Genomic DNA, 23,990 nt, shown 5'->3' with positions numbered 1-23,990 from the left:
CTTAAGGAGGATCGGAGCGCGCCGTGGCGGGCGCGCCGTCTTCCACGAATGTCACCTTGATCGCCATGTCCGGCAGAACGCGCCTGTCCTTCACATCCATGCCGACACGGACCTTCACGGTCGCCTTCTCGCGATTGGCGGTTGGCACGATGGCGATGACGGCGCCAGGGATGCGCCAGTCCGGATAGGCATCGAGCACGGCTTCGACGCGGGTGCCGGCATGCAAGCGGCCGATCGAGGCTTCGTTGACGTCAACCTCGATCTCGATCGAGTCCATGTCGACGATGGTGCAGATGCCGGTGCGGGTGAAGCCGCCGCCGGCCGACAGCGGCGAGATCATCTCGCCGGGTTGCGCGCTGCGGTCGACCACGATACCGGCGAACGGAGCGCGGATCCGGTGCTTGCCGAGCACCTCGCCAAAGCGCTGGGCCTCGAGCCGGGCCGCCGCAAGCTGGGCCTCCGCCTGGCGGAGCTGGGCCCGCAGCACGCCGGCTCGAGCCTGCGACTTGGTCAGGTCGGCTTCGGTGGCATAATTCTTTCCCGACAGCGTCTGGGTTCGATTGAGGATTCGCTCGGCGTCGGCCAGATCGGCGGCAATCGCGGCCATGGCCGCTTCGGAGGCCTCGGCGCGCGCCTGCGCCAGCGCGTAGTCCTTGTCGGCCAGGACATCGTCGAGCCTGGCGAGAACCTGGCCGGCCTCCACCACCATGCCCTCGTCGACCAGGAGTTCGACGACCTTGCCCGTGACCTCGGCCGCGACCGTGGCCTTGCGGCGTGCCACCACGTAGCCCGACGCGATCAGGCCGCCCGCACCGGTCGCGACCGATTGGGCTGGACGCTCCTGTTGTGCGACCTGGGTGGATGGGACCTCGGCAGCCGGCGCCTGCGCGGACGGCGACAAACCGCCGAGCCAAAGCACCGTGCCGCCTCCCAGCACAAGCACTGAGACCAAAATCCCGAAGGCTGGCAGCAGCCAACTTTTTTTCCGCCGCAACGAAGGCCCGGCCGGTGGGGACCGTTCGATGACGAGCGAGCGTAACGATCGCGTCCTGTCATCCATCCGACCACAGGCCCCCGAGTAGGACAGTCGATATTATGCAACACATCCTTGGCATGAGCAATCTTCTGCCGCAACTATTAGGTGGTCTCGCTTCGGTGAGTCGGCGTTTGACTGCATCGGCTCAACTCCGACATCCCTTCGAGCAAAGAAGATCTATCGCGCGCGGCAGGTTCGTTCTCGCCCGATGCAGAATTCGGCTAGCCGATTCCTGGCCGGATCGGCCGATTCTGAAATTCTCGTCGGTGTCCGATGCCGTTGCGGCCGACCGGCTGAGTGCGTCGCGGCACAATTCAGTCGGCGTCAGGCCGGTTTGCCTTGGCCTCATTGATGCGACAACGTTTGAGAAAAGCAGCGACACTGCGAATTTTAGTCGCATGCTCTCCCAACTGAACGACCTGGGCGTGCTGAGGGAAGCCCCCCAAAGAGAAGGCCAGGGCCCATCGAGCGGGCGGCCAATGTACGCAAGACTAAATCAGCGGCGCACCCTGCCGCAGATTCATGTGGCGGTTGACGTCCTTGTAGAGCAGATAGCGGAACCGGCCGGGGCCGCCTGCGTAGCAGGCCTGCGGGCAGAACGCGCGCAGCCACATATAGTCGCCGGCCTCGACCTCCACCCAATCGCGATTGAGGCGGTAGACCGCCTTGCCTTCGAGCACGTACAGCCCGTGCTCCATGACGTGCGTCTCGGTGAAGGGGATGGTCGCCCCCGGCTCGAATGTCACGATGTTGATGTGCATGTCATAGCGCATGTCCGAAGGATCGATGAAGCGCGTGGTGGCCCATCGTCCCTCCGTATCAGGCATCGGCACCGGCGCAATCGAGTCTTCGTTGGTCACGATCGCCTCGGGCTCGGCCAATCCCGGAACGCGTTGATACAGCTTGCGGATCCAGTGCAGCTTGGCCGGGCCTGGGCCGCGATTGCGCAGGCTCCATCCGCACCCGGGCGGCACATAGGCGAAGCCGCCGGCTTTCAGCTCTCTGTCCTTGCCTGCCAACTTGAGCGTGACTTGCCCGCCCGCGACGAACAGCGCACCTTCGGCGTCCTTCTCGGGCTCAGGGATTTCGCTACCGCCATTCGGAGCGATGTCCATCAGGTAATGCGAGAACGTCTCGGCGAAGCCCGAGAGCGGCCGCGCCAAAACCCAGACACGGGTGTTGTCCCAGTGCGGCAGATGACTGACGACGATATCGCGCTGCACGCTGTTGGGAATGACGGCGTAGGCGGTCGTAAAGACCGCGCGGCCGCTGAGAAGATCCGTCTGCGGCGGCAGACCGCCCTGCGGGACATGATAGGTTCGCGATGACATCGTCAGGCCTCGTGTCGTTCGGGCATCAGATCGAGCTGCATGGTCTCGTCCAGCCAATATTCTTCGAGATTGTTGCCACCGCCCTTGCGGTCGACGACAAGGAAAGGGCTTGCCTCCTTGAGCACCAGGAGCGGGTGGTGCCAGCAGTTGCGCGCATAGTTCACGCCCTGGTGCCCGGTCGCTGTGAACGCCCGATAGCTCGCGGCATTGCGTGGGTCGGTGCAAACGACGACCAGCCACTCCGCGCCGTTAAGCGGCATGAACAGCTGGCTCCCGAGCGGATGACGCTCCATCAGGCGGATCGCAATCGGCGCGGGACGCAGCGAGGCGGCAAACCAGCTGATGTTGGTCTGTCCGCCTTCCGCGGTGACGTCGATGCTTGCGAGGTCGTTGAAACGCTTCGCAAAGCCCTGGTTGATCGACAGGGGGACCGCCCCGTCCGTTTCGATCACCTCGCCGAACGGCGCGAACGCCTGCTTCGTCAGCGGTTCAATCGAAAGTGAAGCCATCGTCAACCTCAAAAGTTTCCGCGCTCAAAGCGGTTGCAGACCCGCGACGGGAGCATCCGCACCATCGGGCTCGGCCTGCGAGGTCTCGCCCTGGGGAACGATCTCGCCATTCAGGATGCGATGCGCCTTGGCGCGATCGAGATCGCCTTCCCATGCGGCGACAACGACCGTCGCGACGCAGTTTCCGACATAATTGCCGAGCGCGCGAGCGATACCGATAAACCAGTCCACCGACAAGATCAGCACCAGTCCGATTGCCGGAATGGCCGGGATCGCCGACAGCGTCGCGGCGAGGACGACGATGGCCGAGCCCGGGACGCCGTGGGCACCCTTGGAGGTGAGCAATGCGACGCCGAGGATCGCCAGAAGGTCGCCCAGGGCGAGCGGCGTGTTGGTCGCCTGCGCAATGAAGACCGCCGCCAGGGTCAGGTAGATCGAGAACGCATCCAGGTTGAACGAATAGCCGGTCGGGATGACGAGACCGACGGTCGACCGCTTGATTCCGAGCTGCTCGAGCTTGCGCATGGTCTGCGGCAGCACGCTGTCGCCGGCGGCCGTGCCGAGCACGATCATCAGCTCCTCGCGCAAATAGCCGAGCAGCTTGAACAGGCTGAAGCCGGACAGCCGCATGATCGTTCCGAGGACGATCACCACGAAGAGGACCACGGCCAGATAGAACAAGCCGACGAGGCCACCGAGCTGCTTGAGCGAACCGATGCCGTACTTGCCGACGGTGAAGGCGATCGCTCCGAACACACCGATCGGGGCAAGCCGGACGACGAAGTTCATCATCTTGAAGATGATCTCGTTCACGCGCTCGATGAAATCGACGACCGGCCGTGCGCGCTCGCCGCACAATGACACTGCGCAACCGAACATGATCGAGACGATCAGGACTTGCAGGACATCACCGGAGCTGAACGCGCCGACGATCGTGGAGGGGATCAGCTTCATCAGGAATTCGGAGACGCCGCCGCCGGCAACCTGAGCCGCGGTCTGACTGAATCCGCTGAGCGCTTTGGCATCCAGCGTCGATGGATCGATGTTCATTCCGGCGCCGGGCTGGAAGTAATAGGCGAGCGCAATGCCGAACACCAAGGCGATTGTGGTGACGATCTCGAAATAGAGCAGCGCGCGGATGCCGACCCTGCCGACCTTCGAAAGGTCTCCGGCCGCGGAAATTCCCTGCACCACAACGCAGAACACGATGACGGGCACCAGCATCTTGATCAGCTTGATGAAGCCGTCGCCGAGCGGCTTCATCTGCAGGGCCGTATCAGGATAGGCCATGCCGAGCGCAATGCCGAGCGCGAGTGCGACGACAACCTGGAAGAAGAGTGACTTGAAGATGTTGGGCATGGCTTTCCTCGCTCGCTGGGCTTTTGTCTGTCTGGCTTGGTCGGCTTGAGCCTTTCGCCATTCTTGTCATTTGGCAGCGGCGTCACGCCGCTGCGTACGGAGCCATTCGCCCCTTGCACGCGGACGAAGGCGCCATCGGTCATTCGTTGACCAGGTGCGACATCAAGTCCAATATATAGAACGACACGATTGATAGGTTTTCACTATGGATCTTCGCCAGGTCAGGTACTTCATCGCGGTGGCCGAAGAGCGCAGCTTCACCCTCGCCGCCCGGCGGCTGAACCTCTCGCAGCCGCCGCTGAGCCAGCACATCCAGGCGCTCGAGGCCGAGCTCGGCACCCCCTTGCTCTACAGGACGAGCCGCAAGGTCGAGCTGACGCAGGCCGGTGAAGCAATGCTGTCGCGCGGGCGCGCGATCCTGCAACAGGTCAAGTCGGCGGAAGACGAAGTACGCTCGATCGGCGCCGGCCTGGTCGGAACGCTGGATCTCGGCGCAACCGGCTCCATCCTGCGCGGCCGACTTGCCGAGCTGCTCGCGGCCTACCGTGAGGTTGCGCCATTGGTGAGGATGACGGTGCATGAGCAGGCGCCGGCGCGACAGATCGCGGCCCTGCTCAACCGGACCACCAACATCTCGCTCATTCGCGGCGTTCCCACCGAGCGCGACCTGACCAGCAAGCTGGCGTGGCGCGAAGAGGTCGTTCTCGCCGTGCCTCGCACCCACCCCTTGGCGAAGCGCAAGCGCGTCGCGCTCGGCGATCTGGCGTCGGAGGATCACGTCGTCCTCGATCCCAACAGCTCCGACTTCGCGCGCTATATTCAGACCTGCTGTGTCGATGCCGGCTTCCTGCCGAAAGTGTCCCAGCAGGTCGTCGACGCGCAGTCGATCCCGAGCCTGATCGCAGCCGGCTTCGGCGTCGCGCTGGTGCCGCAGTCGATCGCGCGCTTCACGACCGCCGATATCGCGTTCCGCCCCATCAGGCCCTCACCGCCTGCAGCCGACGTGTTCCTGGTGTACCGAGCGGACGAGACCTCGATGGTGGTGCACAATTTCATCAAGCTCGCGCTGAGGTATCTGAGCCAGAGGAAAAGGGTGGGGTAGCGAATGAGCCGTCGAATTTGCGACTGAAGATCACGTATCGAACGAGCCTTGGTGCCCAAAAGCTTGACTGTACCGTGTCAGTAATCCGTTGCACCGTCGATCTTCTTGATACCGCAGAATAGCGCCGTACCCAGCTTCCTAACCGAACGAGCTCAGGCTGCCTCGGGCGAAAAGATTCGTACCCGCCAATTGGCCCGACGATCATCTTGAAAATATTTACAACAAAGTATTCGATTTTGGTTGATTTGTTGAATTTGTAAGCGTATATGTACGTCACGCTCCGGACTGGCCGGGGCATTTCAGAACGAAAGGATATTGAATGGACTTCGACCCCAAGTATCAGGACGAGAAGAATGGTCCTCTTAAAAAGGATCTTCGTGATCGCCTCAGGCGCTTCCGCAGCCTCTTCACGCTGGCCGAGATTGGCGACACGCTCGACTTTAGTGGACCGTTCGTCAGTCAGCTTCTCAACGAGAAGAACCCCGCGCGTGTGGACAGTAAGCATATTCAGCGCATTGTCCGCGCGATCGAGGAAGCCGAAGTGAAGCACGCGAAGAAGCTGGGACTGAACAAGCCCCAGCCTCAGAATGGCTCAACGACGCACTCGCCCGCTTCTGACGAGAAGCAGACGCTCGACTACCACCTTGCTGCAATTGACGCGCTTGGCTGGAAGATTACAGGACTTCAACGCAAGGACTGATTTTAGCACCTAAACAAACCGGCGGGCTCTTATTAAGAGCCCGCCGGTTTCGTTTCTGCGCGCACGAGCTCGCGCTACGATACTTGAACCAACGGAAAAGGCTGAGCAGCGGATCAGCTTTTGATGCCTGACCGCTCTTGAAGATCGGGCTTTCAGAAGAGCCATCGTGCCCCGGGAAGAAGTCACACGCAACCATCAGGTTGTTACTTGCGCATAATCTCTTCGGAAAGCCGCTCGCATTTCTTCGGATCACACCTAGTCCGTCGTCCGGCTAAGGCACGGGGCAACGGTTGCGGTCGGCCAGGAGGCCACTTCGCCTCACTTCTCCTTGAGCACGAGTGCGCTGGTCAGGTCGCCGAGCGGCGTCTGCTTGCGAGCGGCGATTGCGGTGTCACGCACGGTGATGCCGTGCAGGGTCGGCAACTCGAAGCGGCGCGTGATGAAGCGCAGGATCGAGGTCGTGTCCATCGGCGTGTGGTCGACATAGCCGCGGCGCGCATAGGGAGAAATGATGATGGCGGGAATGCGGGAGCCCGGACCCCAGCGGTCGCCCTTCGGCGGCGGTACGTGATCCCACAGGCCGCCATTCTCGTCATAGGTCACGATGACCAGCATATGCGACCATTGCGGGCTCTTTTCGAGATGCGCGACCACGTCGGCGATATGGGCGTCGCCGGCCTGGATATCGGCATAGCCCGAATGCTCATTGAGATCGCCCTGCGGCTTGTAGAAAGTGACCTGCGGCAGCTTGCCGTCGTCGATCGCCTTGATGAATTCGGTGCCCGCCAGGCCGCCGTCGCGCAGATGCTCGGCACGCGCCGCAGTGCCGGGGGCGAAGCTGGCATAATAGTTGAAAGCCTGATGGTGATACTGAAAGAACGGGACCGGCGACTTGTTGCCGTGATCCAGCACGTCCTGCCAAGCGCCGCCATACCAGGCCCAGCTGACACGCTTGAGGCTGAGCATGTCCCCGATCGTCGGTTCGGTCTGCGGCGGCAGCGTCGTCGGCTTCATGGGATCCGCATAAGCCTTGTCGCCGTCCTTCGCCGGTTCGTTGCCGCTCGGCTGATAGGGTGGCTGCATGGTGTTCACGGCGTAGAAGTCGGGCGTGAGATTGCCGTCGCTGACATATTTCGGAATGCCGTCCATCGCCGACTTCGGCGAGTTGGCGGCTTCCTTCAAGGTCACGCCATCAGCCTCGACCACGGAGATCGACGGCTTGGCGGGACTGGTGTCGGCCTTGGGATAGGTCGGGATGCAGGCGCAGACCAGCCATTGGTGGTTGAGGAAGGAGCCGCCGAACGCGCCCATGAAGAAATTGTCGGCCAGCACGTATTTCTGGGCAACCTTCCACATCGCCATCTTCGATCCGTCCCAGAGGCTCATCACGAGCGCGCCCGAGTCGGCATGAGCGACGAATCTGTCGTTACGCCCGCCATTGATCTGCATCTGGTTCTGATAGAAGCGATGCCAGAGGTCGTGCGTAATGGTGCCGTAGCTGAGATTGAAGCCCTTCGGATCGTCCAGATAGTAGGGACGATTGGGCAGATGTTCGGTCTGGGCCTGGGTGACCGGTGGCGTCACGCCCTTTGCAGTCAGGCCGTCCCAGATCGGCGGCAATTCACGGAACGGTTTGCCATCACGATCGCGCTGCGTCCGCGTCCAGGCGGGCGCCTTCGCCACGCCGTTCGCGCCCGGGAAACTGCCATAGAGATTGTCGAAGCTGCGGTTCTCGGCGTAAATCACCACCACCGTGTCGATCAATGTCAGATCGTCGGCGGCATTCTTCTGGGGGCCCGGTCCGTTACCCGCTGCCAGCGCCGGACCGAACGCACCGATGACGACACTCGACGCACAAAGGAAAACCGCTGATTTCGCCAGCATCCAAGCCCCCTGCTTCAGCCTGATTGTTGCTATCGTTCCGTTCGTCATAGCGCAGACGCTCGCCGAAGGCACGTTCGGATCGCCATGAAGATGTCCAAGGATCAACCCGGTTTGCAATATGCGGATTGAGCATTGGGTTTTCGCAGCTGTGATCGTCCTCGCGGCTTCGACCGTTGGTCCGGCCCGGACCAGTGCTGAGATGTCACGTAGCCAGGCGCGTCGGCAGGCCGAGCGACTCGGGGCTTTGGGTCAGGCCCTGTTTTTCGATCCGTCGCTCTCGGGATCGGGGAAACTCTCCTGTTCATCCTGCCACGATCCCGCGCACGCTTTCGGCCCTGCCAACGACCGCGCGGTCCAGTTGGGCGGTGGCGACATGCAGCAACCTGGCGCGCGAGCGGTTCCCTCCCTGAAATACCTGCAGGTGGTGCCGTCCTTCACCGAGCATTTCCATGATTCCGAGGACGAGGCCGACGAAAGCATCGACAATGGCCCGACAGGAGGCCTCACCTGGGATGGACGGGTCGACCGTGGTGCCGATCAGGCCAGGATTCCCCTGCTCTCGGATTTCGAGATGGGCAATCGGGATGAAACTGAGGTGGCTCGCCGGGTGCTCGCTGCGGGGCACGGCAAGGCTATCGCTGCCATTGCCGGGGCCAAAGCCGTTGCCAATCCAGCCGCGGTTTACAAGACGGCCCTCAAGGCGCTCGAGGTCTACCAGCAGGACCACCGAACCTTTTATCCCTATTCGAGCAAATATGACGCGGTGCTGGCTGGAAAGGCTGAGCTCACCGCTCAGGAAGCGCGCGGGCTCGAATTGTTCAATGCGCCGGACAAGGGCAATTGCGCGTCCTGCCACATCAGCAAACGAGGCAATGATGGCACCCCGCCGCAGTTCACGGACTACGGACTGATTGCACTCGGCGTCCCGCGCAATCGCGACATTCCCGCCAACAAGGACCCGGGCTATTTCGATCTCGGTTTGTGTGGCCCCCTGCGCACCGACTTCCTGAAGCGCGAGGATTATTGCGGTCTCTTCCGTACGTCGACGCTCCGCAATGTCGCGCTCCGCCGGACCTTCTTTCACAACGGCGCCGTACATTCGTTACGGGACGCGGTGCGGTTCTACGTCGAGCGGGAAACCCGGCCCGAACTTTGGTATCCGCGCAAAGCCGACGGCAGCATCGACAAATATGACGACCTGCCCGACAGGCCCAAGGCCAATGTCAACATGGAGCCGCCGTTTGACCGCAAGGCCGGCGATGCGCCGGCCTTGAACGCGACTGACATCGACGATGTCGTCGCCTTCCTTGGTGCGCTGACCGACGGATATGAGCCAACGAAGTGAGAAGCTCAGAAGAGCCCGTTCGTCGCCGTTCTTCAGCTCGCAGCTCAGGTTTTGCTGCCGAGACCGAGAAGGTTTGCGACCGCGTCGGCTCCCTTGCCGGAAGCGGACACCTCCCCCTTGTCCCCGACTTCGAGGGTGGCGCCGTTGGAGAAACTGAGCGTCCACCCATTATCCGCACCGTTGCGGCGCCGGTCGGTGAGTTCCATGCCGGCCGCAGAGATCAATGCAATGGCCTTGTCGGCATCCATGGTCGTCACCTCTCGTAAGATGTCCCGAATAGATTTGGGCGGCATACGCACCGCCGGCGCAGCCTAAGCTCCTCAAGCCATTCTGGACAGAGCTTGAGGGCGCTGGACATGGAAAGACCTTGTCGCGCGAAGCGACTTTCTCCAGGTCGAAGAAATTTGAGAAGTTCACGCTTCAGCGTGGGAATGGTGCCCAGGGGCGGAATCGAACCACCGACACTGCGATTTTCAGTCGCATGCTCTACCAACTGAGCTACCTGGGCGTGCTCCACGAGAGGGGCCAAAGCCCATCGAGCGGGCGGTTTATAGTGGGCTCACAGCGGCCTGTCTACCCACGCTTCACCCTCGGCTTGATGGGGCGCGGCCCAACTGTGCACAAGGTGGGGCGGGCTTGTCGCGGCGGGCGGGCTCCGCACTCAATTCCTCTTCAACCGATTGATATTACTGAGTTATTCGATATCGTCCACCTCATCATCCCGGCCGGGGATGACGTAGGAACCTTTCAGCCAGCGGTTCAGGTCGACGTCGCGGCAGCGCGACGAGCAGAACGGACGGGTGGCCTCCACCTGCGGCTTGCCGCAGATCGGGCAGGTTTTGAGGGGCGAGGCGGGCTTTTTGACGTGGTCGTCCATGGTCGGGATAGCTGTACACGCGGTGACGAGGTTCAAGTGCCCTTCGGCAAACGGGTTCCTGCGACGGGGGCGCAAGCGCGTCCCCACCCGCTTCTACTGTGCATGGGGTTGTTTTCGCGTTTTTTGTCAGACGGCGGTGGCGTTGAGCCAGCCGAAGCGGATCGGAAAGCCTTCGCCGCCGAGCAGCGTCGTGGTCTCGTAGAGCGGCAGGCCGACGACGTTGGTGTAGGAGCCCACCATCTTCACCACGAATGAGCCCGCGATGCCCTGCACGGCGTAGCCGCCGGCTTTGCCGCGCCATTCGCCGGAGCCGATATAGGCCTGGATGTCGTCTTCCGACAGGCGCTTGAAGCGGACGCGGGTCTCGACCAGGCGCTGGCGGAACGCCTCGCGCGGCGTCACCAGGGTGATCGCGGTGTAGACGCGGTGGTTGCGGCCCGACAGCAGCCGCAGGCACTGCGCGGCCTCGTCCACCAGATTGGCCTTGGGCAGGATGCGGCGGCCGACCGCCACGACCGTATCGGCCGACAGGATGAAGGCGCCGCGCAGCTCGTCGTCCAGTTGCACCGATTTCAGCGCCGCATCGGCCTTGGCCCGCGCCAGACGGTTGGCGCAGGCGCGCGGCAGCTCGCCCCGCTTCGGCGTCTCGTCGACATCGGCCGGCCGGAGCGCGTCCGGGTCGATGCCGGCCTGGTTGAGCAGCGACAGGCGTCGCGGCGAACCGGAGGCAAGAACGAATTTGGGGCGGCCGAGCATCAGGTGATTTTGGGGGTCGAGGCAGGAGGTGAATTGCGCGCGGAACCTATCGGACGAGGGCTGATTTCACAACCCGGGAACCCGGACTTTGGTGATTCGAGGTGTCCGACATGCGTGTGCCCTTAGTCTGTGACGCGGGTGTTACGTCGGCCCCATACTACCCGCTCGCCGCGCCGACCTTGGCGAAACGCCGGCGGATCCGCATCAGCAGCTGGTCGCAGACCTCGCGATAGGCCGCGAGCTTCTGGTCGCGGCTGCCCTCCATGGTGGTGGGGTCATGCGTCGGCCAGTATTCGACGTCGGCGGCGAGCGTGCGGGTCAGCTCCAGCGCCTTGTGGTGCGCTTCCGGCGAGAGCGTGATGATGAGGTCGAAATTCAACCCCTCCCAGTCCTCCAGCTCCTCGAAGGTCTGCGGCTTGTGGATGGAGATGTCCTGGCCGAGCTCGGCCATCACGGCCACCGCGAACGGATCGAGCTCGCCTTTTCTGGCGCCGGCCGATTTCACGTAGAGGCCCTGCGGGAACATGTGCCGCAACAGGCTCTCGGCCATCGGAGAGCGCACGCTGTTCATGGCGCAGGCAAACAGCACCGATTGCGGATCGCGTGTGCGTGGCGGACCCGCCATCGCACTTAGCCCTTCCAGTGCAGAACGGTGATGAGCGTGAACAGCCGGCGCGAGGTCTCGAAATCGACCCGTACCTTGCCCTTCAGCCGCTCCTGCAGCGTACGCGAGCCCTCGTCATGGATGCCGCGGCGGCCCATGTCGATCGCCTCGATCTTGTCCGGGGTCGCGGTGCGGATCGCCTGGTAGTAGCTGTCGCAGATCATGAAATAATCCTTCACGATCCGTCGGAACGGCGTCAGCGACAACAGATGCGCGACCACGGGCGTGCCGTCCTCGCGGCGGATGTCGAACATCAGCCGGCTGCCGGTGATGCCGATGTGCAGCGTGAACGGCCCCTTGCCGTCCGAACCATCTGGCGCGAACAGGTTCTGCTCGATCAGATCGTAGATCGCGATCGCGCGCTCATGCTCGATGTCGGGCCCGGAACGGCCGATCGAGTCTTCGTCGAGGGTGACCGCGACGATGCGATTGGTCGAGTCGTCCTGTTCGGGCGGCTGGGTCATGACAGATTGAGGCGCAATCCAATCGAGCGCGAATGGGCATCCAACCCCTCCGCTTGTCCGAGCGTCATTGCGGCAGGTCCCAGCGCACGCAGCTGGTCCGGGCCGCATTTCAGGATCGAGGTGCGCTTCATGAAATCGGCGACCCCGAGTCCTGAGGAGAATCGCGCCGAGCGCGCCGTCGGCAGCACGTGGTTGGAGCCGCCGACATAATCGCCGATCGCCTCCGGCGTATGCGCGCCGAGGAAGACAGCACCGGCGTTACGGATCTTTGCAGCAAGCGCATCGGGATCGCCGGTCATGATCTCGAGATGCTCGGCGGCGATTGCATCGGCGAGCGGAATGGCGTCAGCGAGAGACTTCACCATGATGATGGCGCCGAAATCGGCCCAGGACTTGCCGGCAATCCCGGCGCGCGGCAGCGTCTTGAGCTGCGCTTCGACCGCCTTCTCGACATCGGCGGCAAGGCGCGCCGAGTCAGTGATCAGGATCGATTGCGCGCTGGCGTCATGCTCGGCTTGCGCCAGCAGATCGGCGGCGATCCAGTCGGCATTGCCGGTGTCGTCGGCAATCACCAGCACCTCGGAGGGGCCGGCGATCATGTCGATGCCAACCTTGCCGAAGACCAACCGCTTTGCGGCGGCGACATAGGCATTGCCGGGACCGACGATCTTGGCGACCGGCGCAATCGTCGCGGTCCCATAAGCGAGCGCGGCCACGGCCTGCGCGCCGCCGACGCGGTAGATCTCGCTGACGCCGCCGAGATGGGCTGCCGCCAGCACCAGCGGATTGAGCTTGCCGTCGGGCGACGGCACCACCATCACGAGGCGCGAGACGCCGGCGACTTTTGCAGGCACCGCGTTCATCAGCACCGACGACGGATAGGCCGCAGTGCCGCCGGGCACGTAGAGGCCGGCCGATTCGATTGCTGAGTAACGCCAGCCGAGCTCGACCCCGAGCGGGTCGGTGAAGCGCTCGTCCTTCGGGAGCTGGCGACGATGGTAAGTCTCGATCCGGTCACGCGCGAGTTTCAGCGCATCCAGCGTCGCCGCATCGCAGGCCTTTGTCGCAGCTTCGATCTCGGCCGCCGAGATGCGCAGGCCGGAGGCGTCCAGCCTCAGCCGATCGAACTTTGCGGTCGCCTCGAGCAGCGCGGCATCGCCCCGCTTGGCGACGTCGTCGACGATGGCGCGCGCGGCCGCCTCGACATCGGCCGAGACCTCGCGCTTGGCGGCGAGGAAGGCCGCGAATCGCTGGTCAAAATCGGCGCTGCTGCGGTCGAGACGAACGGGCATTTTGGGCTTGGCTTCTGCTGGTTTTAGGGGGCGCGGTCCGGCTTACCGGCCCCCCTGCTCAATGGCGCGGCGGGAAAGCTGCGTCAACCCTTGGCAGCCCCTTTGGAAGCTGCCGTTCCGGCGAGGGCCCGCGCCGGCTCGGCTGGTATACAGGCAACCTCACCCCTCTCCCTCGATCGCCAGCCCCGTTCCCAGTTCGTCCGCGCCCAAATCGGTCAGCTCGCATTCCAGGCATTCGACGTCGAGGCGGATGGCGCCGCCCTGGGCGAACAGCAAGAGCGCGCTGCCGCCAGGCTCCTCATCGCGACCGTCCTGGGGATGAAACTCGATACCAACGAGGTCCAGGACCGCCTCAGGCGTCGCGAGATCGATGTTGCGCGACTTGCAGGCGAGCACGCGGTCGAAGCGAAGCGCTGACACCAGCCGACGCGGCTCGGCCTCGCCCGCCAGCGTCTGCTCCCAGTCCAGCCGGCTCATCCCGACCACCAGGCGCTTCTCGCCCTGCCGCCAGATGATGTCGGAAGGCTGCACCCGGGCATCCTGCACATGGGTGGAGATCACCGCGAGATCGTCCGCATCGAGCGCGATCAGTTTGAGCTGGGGAGACATCACCGACACTTCTCCTCGAGGGCTGATACGGCTCAACGCGCGGGGCTGCCGAAATTTCCGCGCAAACTAGCGGCCGCGTGGACGACCGACTAGAGGCTATTGATATCGTTCATCTCTAGCACTCTCCTGGGATAGCCAACCCTGGCCACATGGATCATGGCGCGCCCCATCTGCTCGGTCGAGGTGACGAGCCCGGGCGAGATCCGGCGCAGCACCGACCACAGCGGCCAGGTCACGTCGTAGACCGCTTGCACCCAGGCCGTCTTCGAGCGGATTCCGTGCAGGGGCTGGATCGCGCCGGGCCGGAACATGTAGGCGGCCTTGAACGGCAGCTTGAGCAGATCGTTCTCGGTCTTGCCCTTGACGCGCGCCCACATCCGCGAACCCTTCTCAGTGGAATCGGTGCCGGCGCCGGTGACATAGGTGAAGGTCATCTGCGGATTGAGCCGCGCCAGCGTCGCCGCCGCCGCGAGCGTGATGTCGTAGGTGAGATGGCGGTAGTGGTCCTCGCTCATGCCGATCGAGGAAACGCCGAGGCAGAAGAAGCAGGCATCATAGCCTGCGAGTTGCGCCTCGATCTTCGAATAGTCGGTGAAATCGTCGTGGATGATCTCGGTCAGCTTGGAATTGCGCACGCCGATTGGACTGCGTCCGACCACGAGCACATGCGCGACACCGGCATCGACCAGACATTCACGCAACACACCCTGCCCGACCATGCCGGTCGCGCCGAAAATGATGACACGCATCGGAACGTCCCCGCCGGGATCACGGCTCATGCGGCGGCCGCGATCGCGTCGAAGGATACACCGGTCAGCGTCGCCGAGACATCCCACAGCTTGGCCGCCGACGCGAAATCCTTCGCCCGCGGCATGATCCGCGCCTCGACCGGCGGCCCCTTCAATTCGTAGAACCAGTTGGGGCCGTAATAGCCGCCGGGCTCCGCGGCCGGCGAGGTCGCCGCGAACAGGGTCGGCAGCGCGCCTTCCGCCGCGGACTGGCTGATGAAGGGCTGGAGCCACCGGCTCACGCGCGACTGGAAGCTGTTGGTGCCCGGACCGTTCGGAATGAGATCGGTGCGCGCGTAGCCGGGATGCGCGGCAACACTCCGCAGGCCCCAGCCGGCCGCATCGCTGCGCCGCTGCAATTCGAGCGAGAACATCAGCATTGCGAGCTTGGACTGGCAGTAGGCGCGCCAGGGACGATAGGACCGCTGGCTCTGCAGATCATCGAAATGGATCGCGCCGGTGCGATGCGCGAGGCTGGAGAGGTTGACGATCCGCGGCCCCTTGGCGCGGCGGAGCTGCGGCAGCAGGCGGGCCGTCAGGGCGTAATGGCCGAGATAATTGGTGCCGAGCTGCATCTCGAAACCATCCTCGGTCTCAAGCCGTTTCGGCAGCGCCATCACGCCGGCATTGTTGACGAGGAGGTCGAGCTGGTCGTTGCTGGCGGCAAAACGCCGGGCGAAATCGGCGACCGACGCCAGGCTGGCGAGGTCGAGATGCTCATAGGCGATCAGGGCGTTGGGAAACTGCGCGCAAATGCCTTCGATCGCCCGCAGCCCCTTTGCGTCGTTGCGCCCTGTCAGTATGACGATGGCTCCGGCGCCCGCCAGCGCCAGCGCCGTCTCATAGCCGAGGCCGCCGGTGGCCCCGGTGACGACGACGGTCTTGCCGCTGAGCGAGGGGATGTCTGCCGTGGTCCAGTCGGTCATGCCATATCTCCGTTCAGGGCTGGAACGAGGCCCGCGACGGGTCTAAATGTGCACTGAGTGCAAGTTTGCAAGAGGTGAAATAATTTGAAGGCTTCGAAGCCCGCCGCGAACCGCCCCAAGCCGCTGAACGCCGGAGAGAAATCTCCGCCGGCCGCCGGCCTGCGCCAGCGCAAGCAGCAGGAAACCCGCGAACGGCTGAAGCGCGCGGCGATGGCCCTGTTCCTGGAGCGCGGCTTCGAGGCCACCACGATCGACGACATCGCCGATGCGGCCGACATGTCGCGGCGGAGCTTTTTTCATTATTTCGCGTCGAAGGAGGACGTGGTCGCCGCCTGGCAGGAGGATGCGGCAGCGGCGCTTGTCGCCGAAATCCTGGCGCGGCCGGCGGACGAATCCATGCTGACGGCGGCGGAGAATGCGATCGCTGCGGCGATGAAGCGGATCGATCCCACCGAGGCGGCGGCGATGTCGCGGCTCAAGCGCGACAATCCCGCGCTGCAGGCCCGCGATCAGCTCAAATACGAAAAACTCGAGCGCGCGCTGGCGGAGGGGCTTGCGCAACGCTCGGGCCGCAAGTCGGACCGGTTGAAGGCCCGTCTCGTCGCCATGATCGCCACCGGCGCGATGCGCGTCGGCGGCGAGAGCTGGCTCAGCGAAGGCCCGCGCGACAAGCCGGAGGCTTTCGTCAAGCGGACCTTCGATGCGATCAGAACGATCCTGGCGTGAGCGACCCGCTCAGCCCTTGAAGAACGCCAGCAGGTCCGCGTTGATGGTTTCGGCGTGCGTGGTCGGCATGCCGTGCGGAAAGCCCTTGTAGGTTTTCAGCGTGCCGTTCTTGAGCAGCTTGGCCGACAGCGGGGCGGAATCGGCGTAAGGCACGATCTGGTCGTCGTCGCCGTGCATCACCAGCACCGGCACGTTGATCTTCTTCAGATCCTCGGTGAAATCGGTCTGCGAGAACGCGACGATGCCGTCGTAATGCGCCTTCGCGCCGCCCATCATGCCCTGGCGCCACCAGTTCTGGATCACCGCCTCCGACGGTTTTGCACCGGGACGGTTGTAGCCATAGAAGGGTCCGGCAGCGACGTCGCGGTAGAACGCCGAGCGACCGGCAGCGAGTGCCGCCTGAAAGCCGTCGAACACGTCCTTGGGCAGACCGCCGGGATTGGCTTCCGTCTTCACCATCAGCGGTGGCACTGCGGAGAGGATCGCGGCCTTCGCCACGCGAGACTCGCCGTGGCGCGCGATGTAGTGCACGACCTCGCCGCCGCCGGTGGAATGGCCGACATGGATGGCGTTCTTGAGGTCGAGATGCGCGGTCACCGCCGCGAGATCGTCGGCATAATGATCCATGTCGTGACCGTCGGCGACCTGGGCCGAGCGGCCGTGCCCGCGGCGGTCATGGGCGACGACGCGATAGCCGCGGGTGACGAAGAACATCATCTGCGCGTCCCAGTCGTCGGCTGACAGCGGCCAGCCATGGCTGAACACGATCGGCTGGCCCGAGCCCCAATCCTTGAAAAAGATCTCGACGCCGTCCTTGGTGGTGATGGTGGGCATTTGCGGGACTCCTTTAGCGAGATGCGATCAGGCGAACGCCACCGGCCTGTAGCGACGCCAAGCGCCGATGGTGACAATCACGAAGAACACCAGCACGATGCCCTGCACCGCGGCGAACACCGGGCCACCCGGTGGATTCGGCGGCACTGCCGGTGCGAGCGCGGCCAGGGCCGGCACCTTGAGAAACGACTGGATCACCAGCACGAAGACGTTGAAATAGAGCGAGATCATCGCGGTCACGATGTAGACCGGGCGCCAGGCGCCTCTGAGCTTCATGCCGTACAGCGCGAAGCAGGCGATCGCGAGCAGCACCAGCGAGATGCCGGCGATGATGTACGAGGGCAGCAGCTCCTTGAACGGAAACAGCAGGCCGGTGACGTTGGTGAGGATGGTGAAGAGAAGAAAGATCGCTGTGAGGGCCGGCATCGGATTCGAGCCAAGCAGCCCGAACATCACGATCAGGCCGACCGCGATGGCGATCAGGCTGATGATGACATGGACCAGTGTGAAGGCTTGCAGGCTCATCCCGAGAACCATGGCATCTCTCTCCTACGCTCAGCATTGAGGTCAGAAGATTAGTATTACGGTCCTCATTGGATTGCCACATGCGGCACGATCACACATGTGCGTGCAGCCATGCGTCATCGTGCGAATCGACAAACGCATGGCTGAATTTTTTGCAGGGCTGTCACAAACGACAGCAGCTTTCGACGAAAGTTGAATCGATCGTCGCGATCACACTTCCTTGGTGTCGAAGATCAGGAGGTCGGCACCGCCACTGGCGAATTTCGGCACGTCGCCTGCGGCCGCCTTGCCCGCTTCGCTGCCGAATGCCTTCTGGATATCGCCCACGCTGTCGAAGCTGAGAATGGCGACGAGGTGAACGCCTGACGGTCCGGCGGGCGAGCCGACCGCACCCGTGCTCACGGCGTATTTCTTCAGGCCGGGAAGTTTCTTGGCGAGCGGAATGTGGGTCTCGGCATAATGCTTGTCGAAGGCGGCAGCGTCCTTGGGCGTCTTGTAGAGCACGACGAGTTCGGCCATTTAGTCCTCCCGTTGAATCTTTGTTTCCACGCGCGATTGGCCTCGCGACGAGGGGATAGTCGGGCATCGCACGGCAAGATGGCAAGCCGGATTCGACTTACCGTCTGCTTGTCTTCTGCTTGACTAAAGCGCCGGTTTTGCGGCGTCGCCGAGATAGCCGTGCAGGGAGGCTACGACCTGCGCGCCTTCGCCGATGGCGCCGCCGACGCGCTTGACCGAGCCGGAGCGGACGTCGCCGACGGCGTAGACGCCGGGCACGGAGGTCTCCAGCGGCGCCACCAGCTTGCCCTGGTTCAGCTCGGACTGCGCGCCCGTGACGACGAAGCCGCCGCGATCGAGCGTCACGCCGCAGCCGTCGAGCCAGCCGGTGGCGGGATCGGCGCCGACGAACAGAAAGAGATTCTTGATGTCGGCGGTTTCCTCATCATCAGACAGCCGGCTCTTCCAGCGGATGCGCCGCAGCAGCGAGGCCTCGTCGCCTTCGAGCGCCGTGATCTCGGTGTTGAACAGCAGCTCGATGTTCGGCGTCGCCTCGATGCGCTCGATGAGATAGCGCGACATGCTGGCGCCCAGGCCGCCGCCACGAATAATCATAAGCACCTTCTTGGCGTGTCCTGACAGGAACACCGCTGCCTGCCCCGCCGAATTGCCGGCGCCGACCAGGGCGACCTCTTCGCCGGCACACAGCTTTGCCTCGACCGGAGAGGCCCAGTACCAGACGCCGCGGCCCTCGAACTTGTCGAGGTTTGCGATATCAGGCCGGCGATAGCGCGCACCGCTCGCGACCACCACCGCGCGCGAGCGCAGGGGATCGCTGCCGTCGAGCGCGACCGCAAACGCGCCATCCCTGCGCGTACAGTCGAGCGACTGCACCGTGACGGGAATCATGATGTCGGCGCCGAACTTCTGCGCCTGGTTGAACGCGCGCGCGGTCAGCGCCTGCCCGGAAATGCCGGTCGGAAAGCCCAGGTAGTTTTCGATGCGCGCGCTGGCGCCGGCCTGGCCGCCAAACGCGCGGGTGTCGAGCACGGCGACCGACAAGCCTTCGGAGGCCGCATACACGGCGGTCGCGAGCCCCGCCGGTCCGCAGCCGACGATCGCGACGTCGTAGATGCGGTCATTGCGCGGGCCGCCGATCATGCCGATCGCGCGCGCAAGCTCGGTCTCACCGGGATTGCGCAGCACTGCGCCGTCGGACGTGACGACCAGCGGCCAGTCCTCGGGCTTTGGCGAATAGCGCGCGATCACCTCCGCGGCGTCGCGGTCGCGCTCGGGATCGAGCAGATGATGCGGCTGGCCGTTGCGGGTGAGAAAGCCCTGCAGGCGGACCACGCCGACCGAATGCGACGGACCGATCAGCACGATGCCGCCGACGCCGGCCTGGAGCAGATTGACCCGGCGCAGGATCAGCGCACGCATGATGCGTTCGCCGAGCTCGGCTTCGGCCACCAGCAGCGCGCGCAGGCGCTCCGGCGGCAGCAGCAGTGTCTCGACATCGCCTTCGGCGCGGCCGTCGACCAGCGCCGGACGGCCGGAGAGCTGGCTGAGCTCGGCCAGAAATTGCCCCGGCCCCTGGTTGATCAGCGGCGCGACATGACCGAGCCCGTCGCGCTGGGTGATGGCGACGTGGCCCTTCAGCACGACGAACATGCCCGGACCGGGCTTGCCGGTCTCGAACAGTAGCTCGCCGTCCTGGTAGGTGCGGACCTCGCCGAAATGCCGCATGCGCTCGATCTCGGCGGACGACAGCGCGGGAAACGTCTGCTCGGGGCGGGTGAACCGCGACATCATCGCGTCGCGATCGGCTTGATGTAGATCGTCGTGCCCCATGGTCACTGCATGCACTCCAAAAAATTCCAGCTGCGGGATTCGAATCTCAAGTCTTCCCGGCGGTCCCCTCATCTAGGGAACCATCGTCGACTTGCGAGGGGTCGGAACTTGCGGCGCGTTCGCGCGCCTGCACCTTCCGCCGCTTGAGATTCTCCCGCAGCGCCGATTTCAGCCGGTCGTCCCGCGAGGTCCTCGCCTGGTTCGCGCTTCTGTCGTTCTCGTCAGCCATCACGGGTCCATACAGCGGTTGGCGATAACATGCCCAGAGAATGCGGCAGCTCAAGAGGCCCGCGCGGTCCCGATCGTGCGAAACTCAAAATGGGTCGAATCTGCCGCACGGGCCAACTGGCCAGTTGGCCGGGGCACATGGAACCAAAATCGGCGGAAAGTCGGTCGTTTCCGGCCAAAACAGCCGTATTACCCCCGATATCGCCCCGATTTTCTCGTTTTGGCCGTCCTTGCAAGCTTGCACAGCGGGGAGGCCTGTGGCAGATATCGGCCCGCTTGGTAGGCCCCTCGGGCGGCCGATTCTTATCCCAGCACATGCTGCCGTAGCTCAGTGGTAGAGCACTCCATTGGTAATGGAGAGGTCGACAGTTCAATCCTGTCTGGCAGCACCATTCCATCTCTCGAAATGCGCATGAATCAACATTCTCGCGGCATCCAGCGCCCGAGTTTTGCTCGTTTCCGTTGCCCTCCTCTTCTGAAGAGGGCGCAGGGAAGACCGGGTGCCGACGGGCACCCGCGGTCCGCTGCGCGAAAGTGTAGCGCAAGGAGACCGCACAGCAGCATACAGGTGACGCCGAACACTCGGCCTTCCCTGCGCAGTGGTTTGACGGCGTATGCCGCGCTCTCCCCGGCGACGAGTTCTGAGTTGTCACCGTCACTTCGCGAGAGGTGACGCAGCGCGCCCGGTTGGGGCGAAGCATCCTCGCGAAAGCTTGGCTGTAGCAACGACAGCCGAGACCACACGGTTTGGCCGTACGCAGCGATTCCGTTTCCGCCCTGCGGGCTTCGCCGGACAAGCCCGGCTTCGGCCCAGAGCGTCTTCGGATACAGGCGCCGTTCGTACGACACGGCTTGCGACGGGCTCACGGGGGTCGGCTCAATCCTCCGCCCGCCCTGCCCTCACATCCGCGCCGGCGCTGCCGCGTCCACCGCTTCCCCAACCCACGTTCGTGACGACGTACGATCGCCCCTCTCCTCGGGCCGGGATGCAGAGAGAATGACGCAATTCCGAATTTCGGTAAAGTGGAATATTTTTAGGGAAAGGGATTGACGGGAGTTTGGCGGGAGGCTGGTGTTTTGCCCGACGGGATATCTGTCGCCATCTGCACGATTCGTTGAGCGCCGCGACAGGCATCGATGCCCCTTCAAGACCGCGATAGGTTTCGCTACGCTCTACCCATCCTACGCGGGCTCAGCGCGCCGGCGTGCCACGGGAGCCAAAACGTGCGTAGTGGGATTATCACACGTCTCATCCTGACGATTCTCGCGACGTTCGAGATTCAAACCGTCGCTTCGGCCGGCGATCTGGTGAAGTTCGACAATGCGCCCGTCATCATGGGGCAAATCCAGCAGCAGCGGGCGCGCGAGCGCGGCGAAACGCCGGCCAACACTTCCGATGCGATCGAAGGCTACCTCTCCAGACCTGAGGGACCCGGCCCCTTCCCTGCGGTCGTCTATCTCCACGGCTGCGCCGGACTGCTGGAAAAGACCCGCACGCGGATGGCCGAGCTCTTCACAGGCTGGAGCTACGTCTCGCTCAGCGTTGACAGCTTTACGACCCGCGGCATCGAACACGCTTGTGATGCGCAGACGGTTGTCCGGCAAGGCGTGTTGCTTGCCCGACAAAGGGACGCGCTGGGCGCACTGAGCTATCTTGCGAAGCTTCCTTACGTCGATCCGAAGCGGATTGTTGTCGTTGGATCATCGCAGGGCGGCATCGTCGCGCTGCAATTGGCCTCGCCCCGCTCGGTCGATTATTTTGCCGTTCCGGATGGGCTGAAGTTCAGGGCCGCCGTGGCCTACTACCCCCTATGCGCCCTGGCCGCCGACCGGTTGACGATTCCAGCAGCAATCCTGATCGGCGACCTCGACGACTGGAGCCCGACCAGGGATTGTGAACTCTGGATGGAACGGCGCGCGGGCCAGGGAGCGCGCGTCAAGCTGGTGATCTATCCCGGAGCCTATCACGCCTTCGATGCCCCCGACCTCAACGAGGGAATGCGGCTGTTCGGCCACTGGCTCAAATACGATGCCAACGCTGCGTCGCGCTCAGTCCAGGACATGCACGACTTCCTTGCGACCGAACTGAACCAATAAATGCCCTTGGAGAGGGTGAAGGGAAGCCCATCGATGGCTCGCTCCGTGATGAGAGATGATGGATTTCGCTTCCGCCTTCGCTCTTCGAGCTACGGCGGACGAGCCGCTCTACCCATCCTACGCACTGCCTGCCGGGCCGCGCAGGTAAGGTTAATTCTTCCTTTCCATTGTCGGTAAAATTTTATCTATTATCGTCTTGGTCATCGACGACGAACCAGAGGCTCCAATAGTGATTGCGTGTTGCCTGATCGTGACTGGGACTGCGCTGCTTCTCTCCGGCTTGATTGCCTTCGGTTTTCATCGAAACTCGCTGCACTCATTGGCGCTGCTGTAGCCGGACCGGCGTGCCGATCCTACGCAGGGATCAATTGTCTTCGCCCATTTGATGCCCCGCGAACCGATCATCCGAGCGGCGTAGCCGGCGGCACAGCTCGCGATTGATGTTCTGCAGGACGATCACGTAGGCGTGGATGTCGGCCTTGTAGCAGGCGTAGAGTTTTGGAGCCGTCAGCTCGTAGAGCACCGTCGGCGACTCCGCGACCACCGTGGCGGAGCGGTTTTGCATTTCGATCAGCGTCATTTCACCGAAGAAGTCGCCGGGCTCCAGAGCGGAAATCGGGACGACGTGCCCTGAGTTCGTCCGCTTGGTCACCGCCAGGCGGCCGGATTTGACGATGAACATCGAGCGTCCCGGCTCGCCTTCCGCCACGACGGTTGCGCCGGCATCAAAGCGGCATTCGACCAGCATCGAGATCAGGAGGTCGAGGCTCGCGTCCGACAGACCGCCGAAGAACGGCGTCGCGAGCAGGAATGCTTTCAGATCGGGAGCACTGACGGTCATCGCGCGAAGATATGCCTCACCGGAATTCGCGGCAAGCAGAGCAGCGGACGGGTTGCGCATCGTCCGATCGGACGATCCGTGGCAGCGGCGCAGCCCGGAATCGGCGCGATCCTTCACTGCCGCACGGCGCTCTCGCCACGCAGCGTCCGCTTCCGCCAGAGATCAGCCATGACTTTCACGGTTGCCGCGAGCACAAGTGCACACAACGCCGCCTTCGAGATGGTCTCCATCGTCCCCTCGATCAGCAGGCAATGGACGATGCCTGCGATCACGATGACGATCGCGAGTGGCAGATGGAGGATGCGCCAGGTGCGCAGCCGCAATCCCAACCGCCGACGCAATGATGCCAACAACGCGACGGCGAAGATGGCCCACATCGCGACCACGCCGAAGGGGGAGAACGGCGTCGGCGACGAGAAGGTGAGCGCGTCGATCATGTCGGGCGGGCTGGTGATCCAGAGGCCGGCGACATGGATCACCACCGCCAGAGCAAGTGCGCCGCCGATCCAGTGATGCGCACGCCGTCCGCGATAGGCCGACAGGCCCGGCAGATATCCGCCGATCAGCAGCGGCTGAACCAGCACCAGAGCGAGGGCAACGATGCCTGCGAATCCAGCGAGGATGTAGACCGGGCCGCGCCATGCGAGCTGTTCGCTTGTCGCTGCGAGCGCGATCGGCACGCCGATGGCCACGGCAAGGGCGGCCCAGATCAGTGGCACCCGGGCCGATCTCCACCCCTTCATCTGCA

General features: G+C 63.7%; 26 protein-coding genes and 2 tRNA genes. 6 read left to right on the top strand and 22 right to left on the bottom strand.

The genetic code is table 11. From position 1 onward, the window contains the following. Position 1 precedes the first annotated feature (1 nt). The 4 genes from NLM31_RS04710 to NLM31_RS04695 form a co-directional block, all read right to left on the bottom strand. Positions 2 to 943 (bottom strand): efflux RND transporter periplasmic adaptor subunit, encoded by a 942-nt coding sequence (locus tag NLM31_RS04710; RefSeq protein WP_254128140.1) that lies wholly within the window; start codon positions 941 to 943, stop codon positions 2 to 4. Between the two features lie 584 nt (positions 944 to 1,527). Further along, positions 1,528 to 2,367: a bifunctional allantoicase/(S)-ureidoglycine aminohydrolase gene (locus NLM31_RS04705; protein WP_254128139.1), complete on the bottom strand. Its 840-nt coding sequence runs from the start codon at positions 2,365 to 2,367 to the stop codon at positions 1,528 to 1,530. 2 nt (positions 2,368 to 2,369) lie between these two features. After that, the gene (locus tag NLM31_RS04700; protein WP_254128138.1) at positions 2,370 to 2,876 is read right to left on the bottom strand and encodes an ureidoglycolate lyase; all 507 of its coding nucleotides are present in this window, start codon (positions 2,874 to 2,876) and stop codon (positions 2,370 to 2,372) included. Positions 2,877 to 2,900: 24 nt separating this feature from the next. Next, entirely contained in the window at positions 2,901 to 4,235 is a 1,335-nt protein-coding gene (locus NLM31_RS04695; RefSeq protein WP_254128137.1) for a C4-dicarboxylate transporter DctA, read from the bottom strand. A 205-nt stretch (positions 4,236 to 4,440) separates the two neighbouring features. Between NLM31_RS04695 and NLM31_RS04690 the strand changes: the two genes are divergently transcribed. Both NLM31_RS04690 and NLM31_RS04685 read left to right on the top strand, forming a co-directional pair. After that, positions 4,441 to 5,337, top strand: coding sequence for a LysR substrate-binding domain-containing protein (locus tag NLM31_RS04690; RefSeq protein ID WP_254128136.1), 897 nt, complete (start codon positions 4,441 to 4,443; stop codon positions 5,335 to 5,337). A gap of 319 nt (positions 5,338 to 5,656) precedes the next feature. Further along, the gene (locus NLM31_RS04685) at positions 5,657 to 6,037 is read left to right on the top strand and encodes a hypothetical protein (RefSeq protein ID WP_254128135.1); all 381 of its coding nucleotides are present in this window, start codon (positions 5,657 to 5,659) and stop codon (positions 6,035 to 6,037) included. Between the two features lie 318 nt (positions 6,038 to 6,355). Here the strand turns inward: NLM31_RS04685 and NLM31_RS04680 are convergent, their stop codons facing one another. Beyond that, positions 6,356 to 7,921 (bottom strand): acid phosphatase, encoded by a 1,566-nt coding sequence (locus tag NLM31_RS04680; RefSeq protein WP_254191621.1) that lies wholly within the window; start codon positions 7,919 to 7,921, stop codon positions 6,356 to 6,358. 118 nt (positions 7,922 to 8,039) lie between these two features. Here NLM31_RS04680 and NLM31_RS04675 point away from each other — a divergent pair, with 118 nt between their 5' ends. Continuing rightward, entirely contained in the window at positions 8,040 to 9,266 is a 1,227-nt protein-coding gene (locus tag NLM31_RS04675; RefSeq protein WP_254191620.1) for a cytochrome-c peroxidase, read from the top strand. A 44-nt stretch (positions 9,267 to 9,310) separates the two neighbouring features. On the opposite strand, the gene NLM31_RS04670 is transcribed toward NLM31_RS04675, so the two are convergent. The 10 genes from NLM31_RS04670 to NLM31_RS04625 form a co-directional block, all read right to left on the bottom strand. Further along, entirely contained in the window at positions 9,311 to 9,514 is a 204-nt protein-coding gene (locus NLM31_RS04670; protein WP_254128133.1) for a hypothetical protein, read from the bottom strand. A 184-nt stretch (positions 9,515 to 9,698) separates the two neighbouring features. After that, positions 9,699 to 9,774, bottom strand: a tRNA-Phe gene (locus NLM31_RS04665). A gap of 186 nt (positions 9,775 to 9,960) precedes the next feature. Continuing rightward, the gene (yacG, locus tag NLM31_RS04660; protein ID WP_254135214.1) at positions 9,961 to 10,143 is read right to left on the bottom strand and encodes a DNA gyrase inhibitor YacG; all 183 of its coding nucleotides are present in this window, start codon (positions 10,141 to 10,143) and stop codon (positions 9,961 to 9,963) included. 126 nt (positions 10,144 to 10,269) lie between these two features. Continuing rightward, positions 10,270 to 10,899, bottom strand: coding sequence for a Maf-like protein (locus NLM31_RS04655; RefSeq protein WP_148774643.1), 630 nt, complete (start codon positions 10,897 to 10,899; stop codon positions 10,270 to 10,272). A 157-nt stretch (positions 10,900 to 11,056) separates the two neighbouring features. After that, positions 11,057 to 11,524, bottom strand: coding sequence for a low molecular weight phosphatase family protein (locus tag NLM31_RS04650; RefSeq protein WP_254128132.1), 468 nt, complete (start codon positions 11,522 to 11,524; stop codon positions 11,057 to 11,059). A gap of 5 nt (positions 11,525 to 11,529) precedes the next feature. Next, a complete protein-coding gene (locus tag NLM31_RS04645; protein ID WP_254128131.1) occupies positions 11,530 to 12,027 on the bottom strand; it encodes a UPF0262 family protein in 498 nt (165 codons plus the stop codon). Next, positions 12,024 to 13,319 (bottom strand): histidinol dehydrogenase, encoded by a 1,296-nt coding sequence (gene hisD / locus NLM31_RS04640; RefSeq protein WP_254128130.1) that lies wholly within the window; start codon positions 13,317 to 13,319, stop codon positions 12,024 to 12,026. Before hisD ends, NLM31_RS04645 begins: the two co-directional genes overlap by 4 nt. 159 nt (positions 13,320 to 13,478) lie before the next feature. Then, a complete protein-coding gene (locus NLM31_RS04635; protein ID WP_254128129.1) occupies positions 13,479 to 13,928 on the bottom strand; it encodes a DUF2948 family protein in 450 nt (149 codons plus the stop codon). Positions 13,929 to 14,017: 89 nt separating this feature from the next. Beyond that, entirely contained in the window at positions 14,018 to 14,677 is a 660-nt protein-coding gene (locus NLM31_RS04630; protein WP_254191619.1) for an NAD(P)H-binding protein, read from the bottom strand. A 26-nt stretch (positions 14,678 to 14,703) separates the two neighbouring features. Continuing rightward, on the bottom strand, positions 14,704 to 15,642 hold the full coding sequence (locus NLM31_RS04625; RefSeq protein ID WP_254191618.1) for an SDR family oxidoreductase: 939 nt from the start codon (positions 15,640 to 15,642) through the stop codon (positions 14,704 to 14,706). 84 nt (positions 15,643 to 15,726) lie between these two features. Between NLM31_RS04625 and NLM31_RS04620 the strand changes: the two genes are divergently transcribed. After that, complete coding sequence (locus tag NLM31_RS04620) at positions 15,727 to 16,368, top strand: TetR/AcrR family transcriptional regulator (RefSeq protein ID WP_254191617.1); 642 nt, start codon at positions 15,727 to 15,729, stop codon at positions 16,366 to 16,368. Positions 16,369 to 16,377: 9 nt separating this feature from the next. On the opposite strand, the gene NLM31_RS04615 is transcribed toward NLM31_RS04620, so the two are convergent. From NLM31_RS04615 to NLM31_RS04595, 5 genes are all read right to left on the bottom strand, one after another. Continuing rightward, complete coding sequence (locus NLM31_RS04615) at positions 16,378 to 17,202, bottom strand: alpha/beta fold hydrolase (RefSeq protein WP_254191616.1); 825 nt, start codon at positions 17,200 to 17,202, stop codon at positions 16,378 to 16,380. Positions 17,203 to 17,229: 27 nt separating this feature from the next. Beyond that, complete coding sequence (locus NLM31_RS04610; protein ID WP_254128124.1) at positions 17,230 to 17,739, bottom strand: hypothetical protein; 510 nt, start codon at positions 17,737 to 17,739, stop codon at positions 17,230 to 17,232. 198 nt (positions 17,740 to 17,937) lie between these two features. Further along, entirely contained in the window at positions 17,938 to 18,246 is a 309-nt protein-coding gene (locus NLM31_RS04605; RefSeq protein WP_063985878.1) for an EthD family reductase, read from the bottom strand. A gap of 123 nt (positions 18,247 to 18,369) precedes the next feature. Beyond that, a complete protein-coding gene (locus NLM31_RS04600; RefSeq protein WP_254196135.1) occupies positions 18,370 to 20,076 on the bottom strand; it encodes an FAD-dependent oxidoreductase in 1,707 nt (568 codons plus the stop codon). A gap of 46 nt (positions 20,077 to 20,122) precedes the next feature. Continuing rightward, entirely contained in the window at positions 20,123 to 20,305 is a 183-nt protein-coding gene (locus NLM31_RS04595; RefSeq protein WP_254191615.1) for a hypothetical protein, read from the bottom strand. Between the two features lie 316 nt (positions 20,306 to 20,621). Here NLM31_RS04595 and NLM31_RS04590 point away from each other — a divergent pair. Together NLM31_RS04590 and NLM31_RS04585 are read left to right on the top strand one after the other, a co-directional pair. Next, a tRNA-Thr gene (locus NLM31_RS04590) sits at positions 20,622 to 20,696 on the top strand. Between the two features lie 745 nt (positions 20,697 to 21,441). Continuing rightward, complete coding sequence (locus NLM31_RS04585; RefSeq protein ID WP_254191614.1) at positions 21,442 to 22,401, top strand: dienelactone hydrolase family protein; 960 nt, start codon at positions 21,442 to 21,444, stop codon at positions 22,399 to 22,401. Positions 22,402 to 22,765: 364 nt separating this feature from the next. Here the strand turns inward: NLM31_RS04585 and NLM31_RS04580 are convergent, their stop codons facing one another. Together NLM31_RS04580 and NLM31_RS04575 are read right to left on the bottom strand one after the other, a co-directional pair. Then, positions 22,766 to 23,242, bottom strand: a complete 477-nt coding sequence (locus NLM31_RS04580; protein ID WP_254191613.1) for a Crp/Fnr family transcriptional regulator — start codon at positions 23,240 to 23,242, stop codon at positions 22,766 to 22,768. 113 nt (positions 23,243 to 23,355) lie between these two features. Continuing rightward, positions 23,356 to 23,985: a ferric reductase-like transmembrane domain-containing protein gene (locus tag NLM31_RS04575; RefSeq protein WP_254191612.1), complete on the bottom strand. Its 630-nt coding sequence runs from the start codon at positions 23,983 to 23,985 to the stop codon at positions 23,356 to 23,358. Positions 23,986 to 23,990 lie beyond the last annotated feature (5 nt).

The sequence above is a fragment of the Bradyrhizobium sp. CCGUVB4N genome (genome assembly GCF_024199945.1).
GTDB lineage: Bacteria > Pseudomonadota > Alphaproteobacteria > Rhizobiales > Xanthobacteraceae > Bradyrhizobium.
The sequence above is the reverse complement of the archived record's forward strand: the minus strand, read 5'-3'. Positions and strand labels throughout refer to the sequence as shown.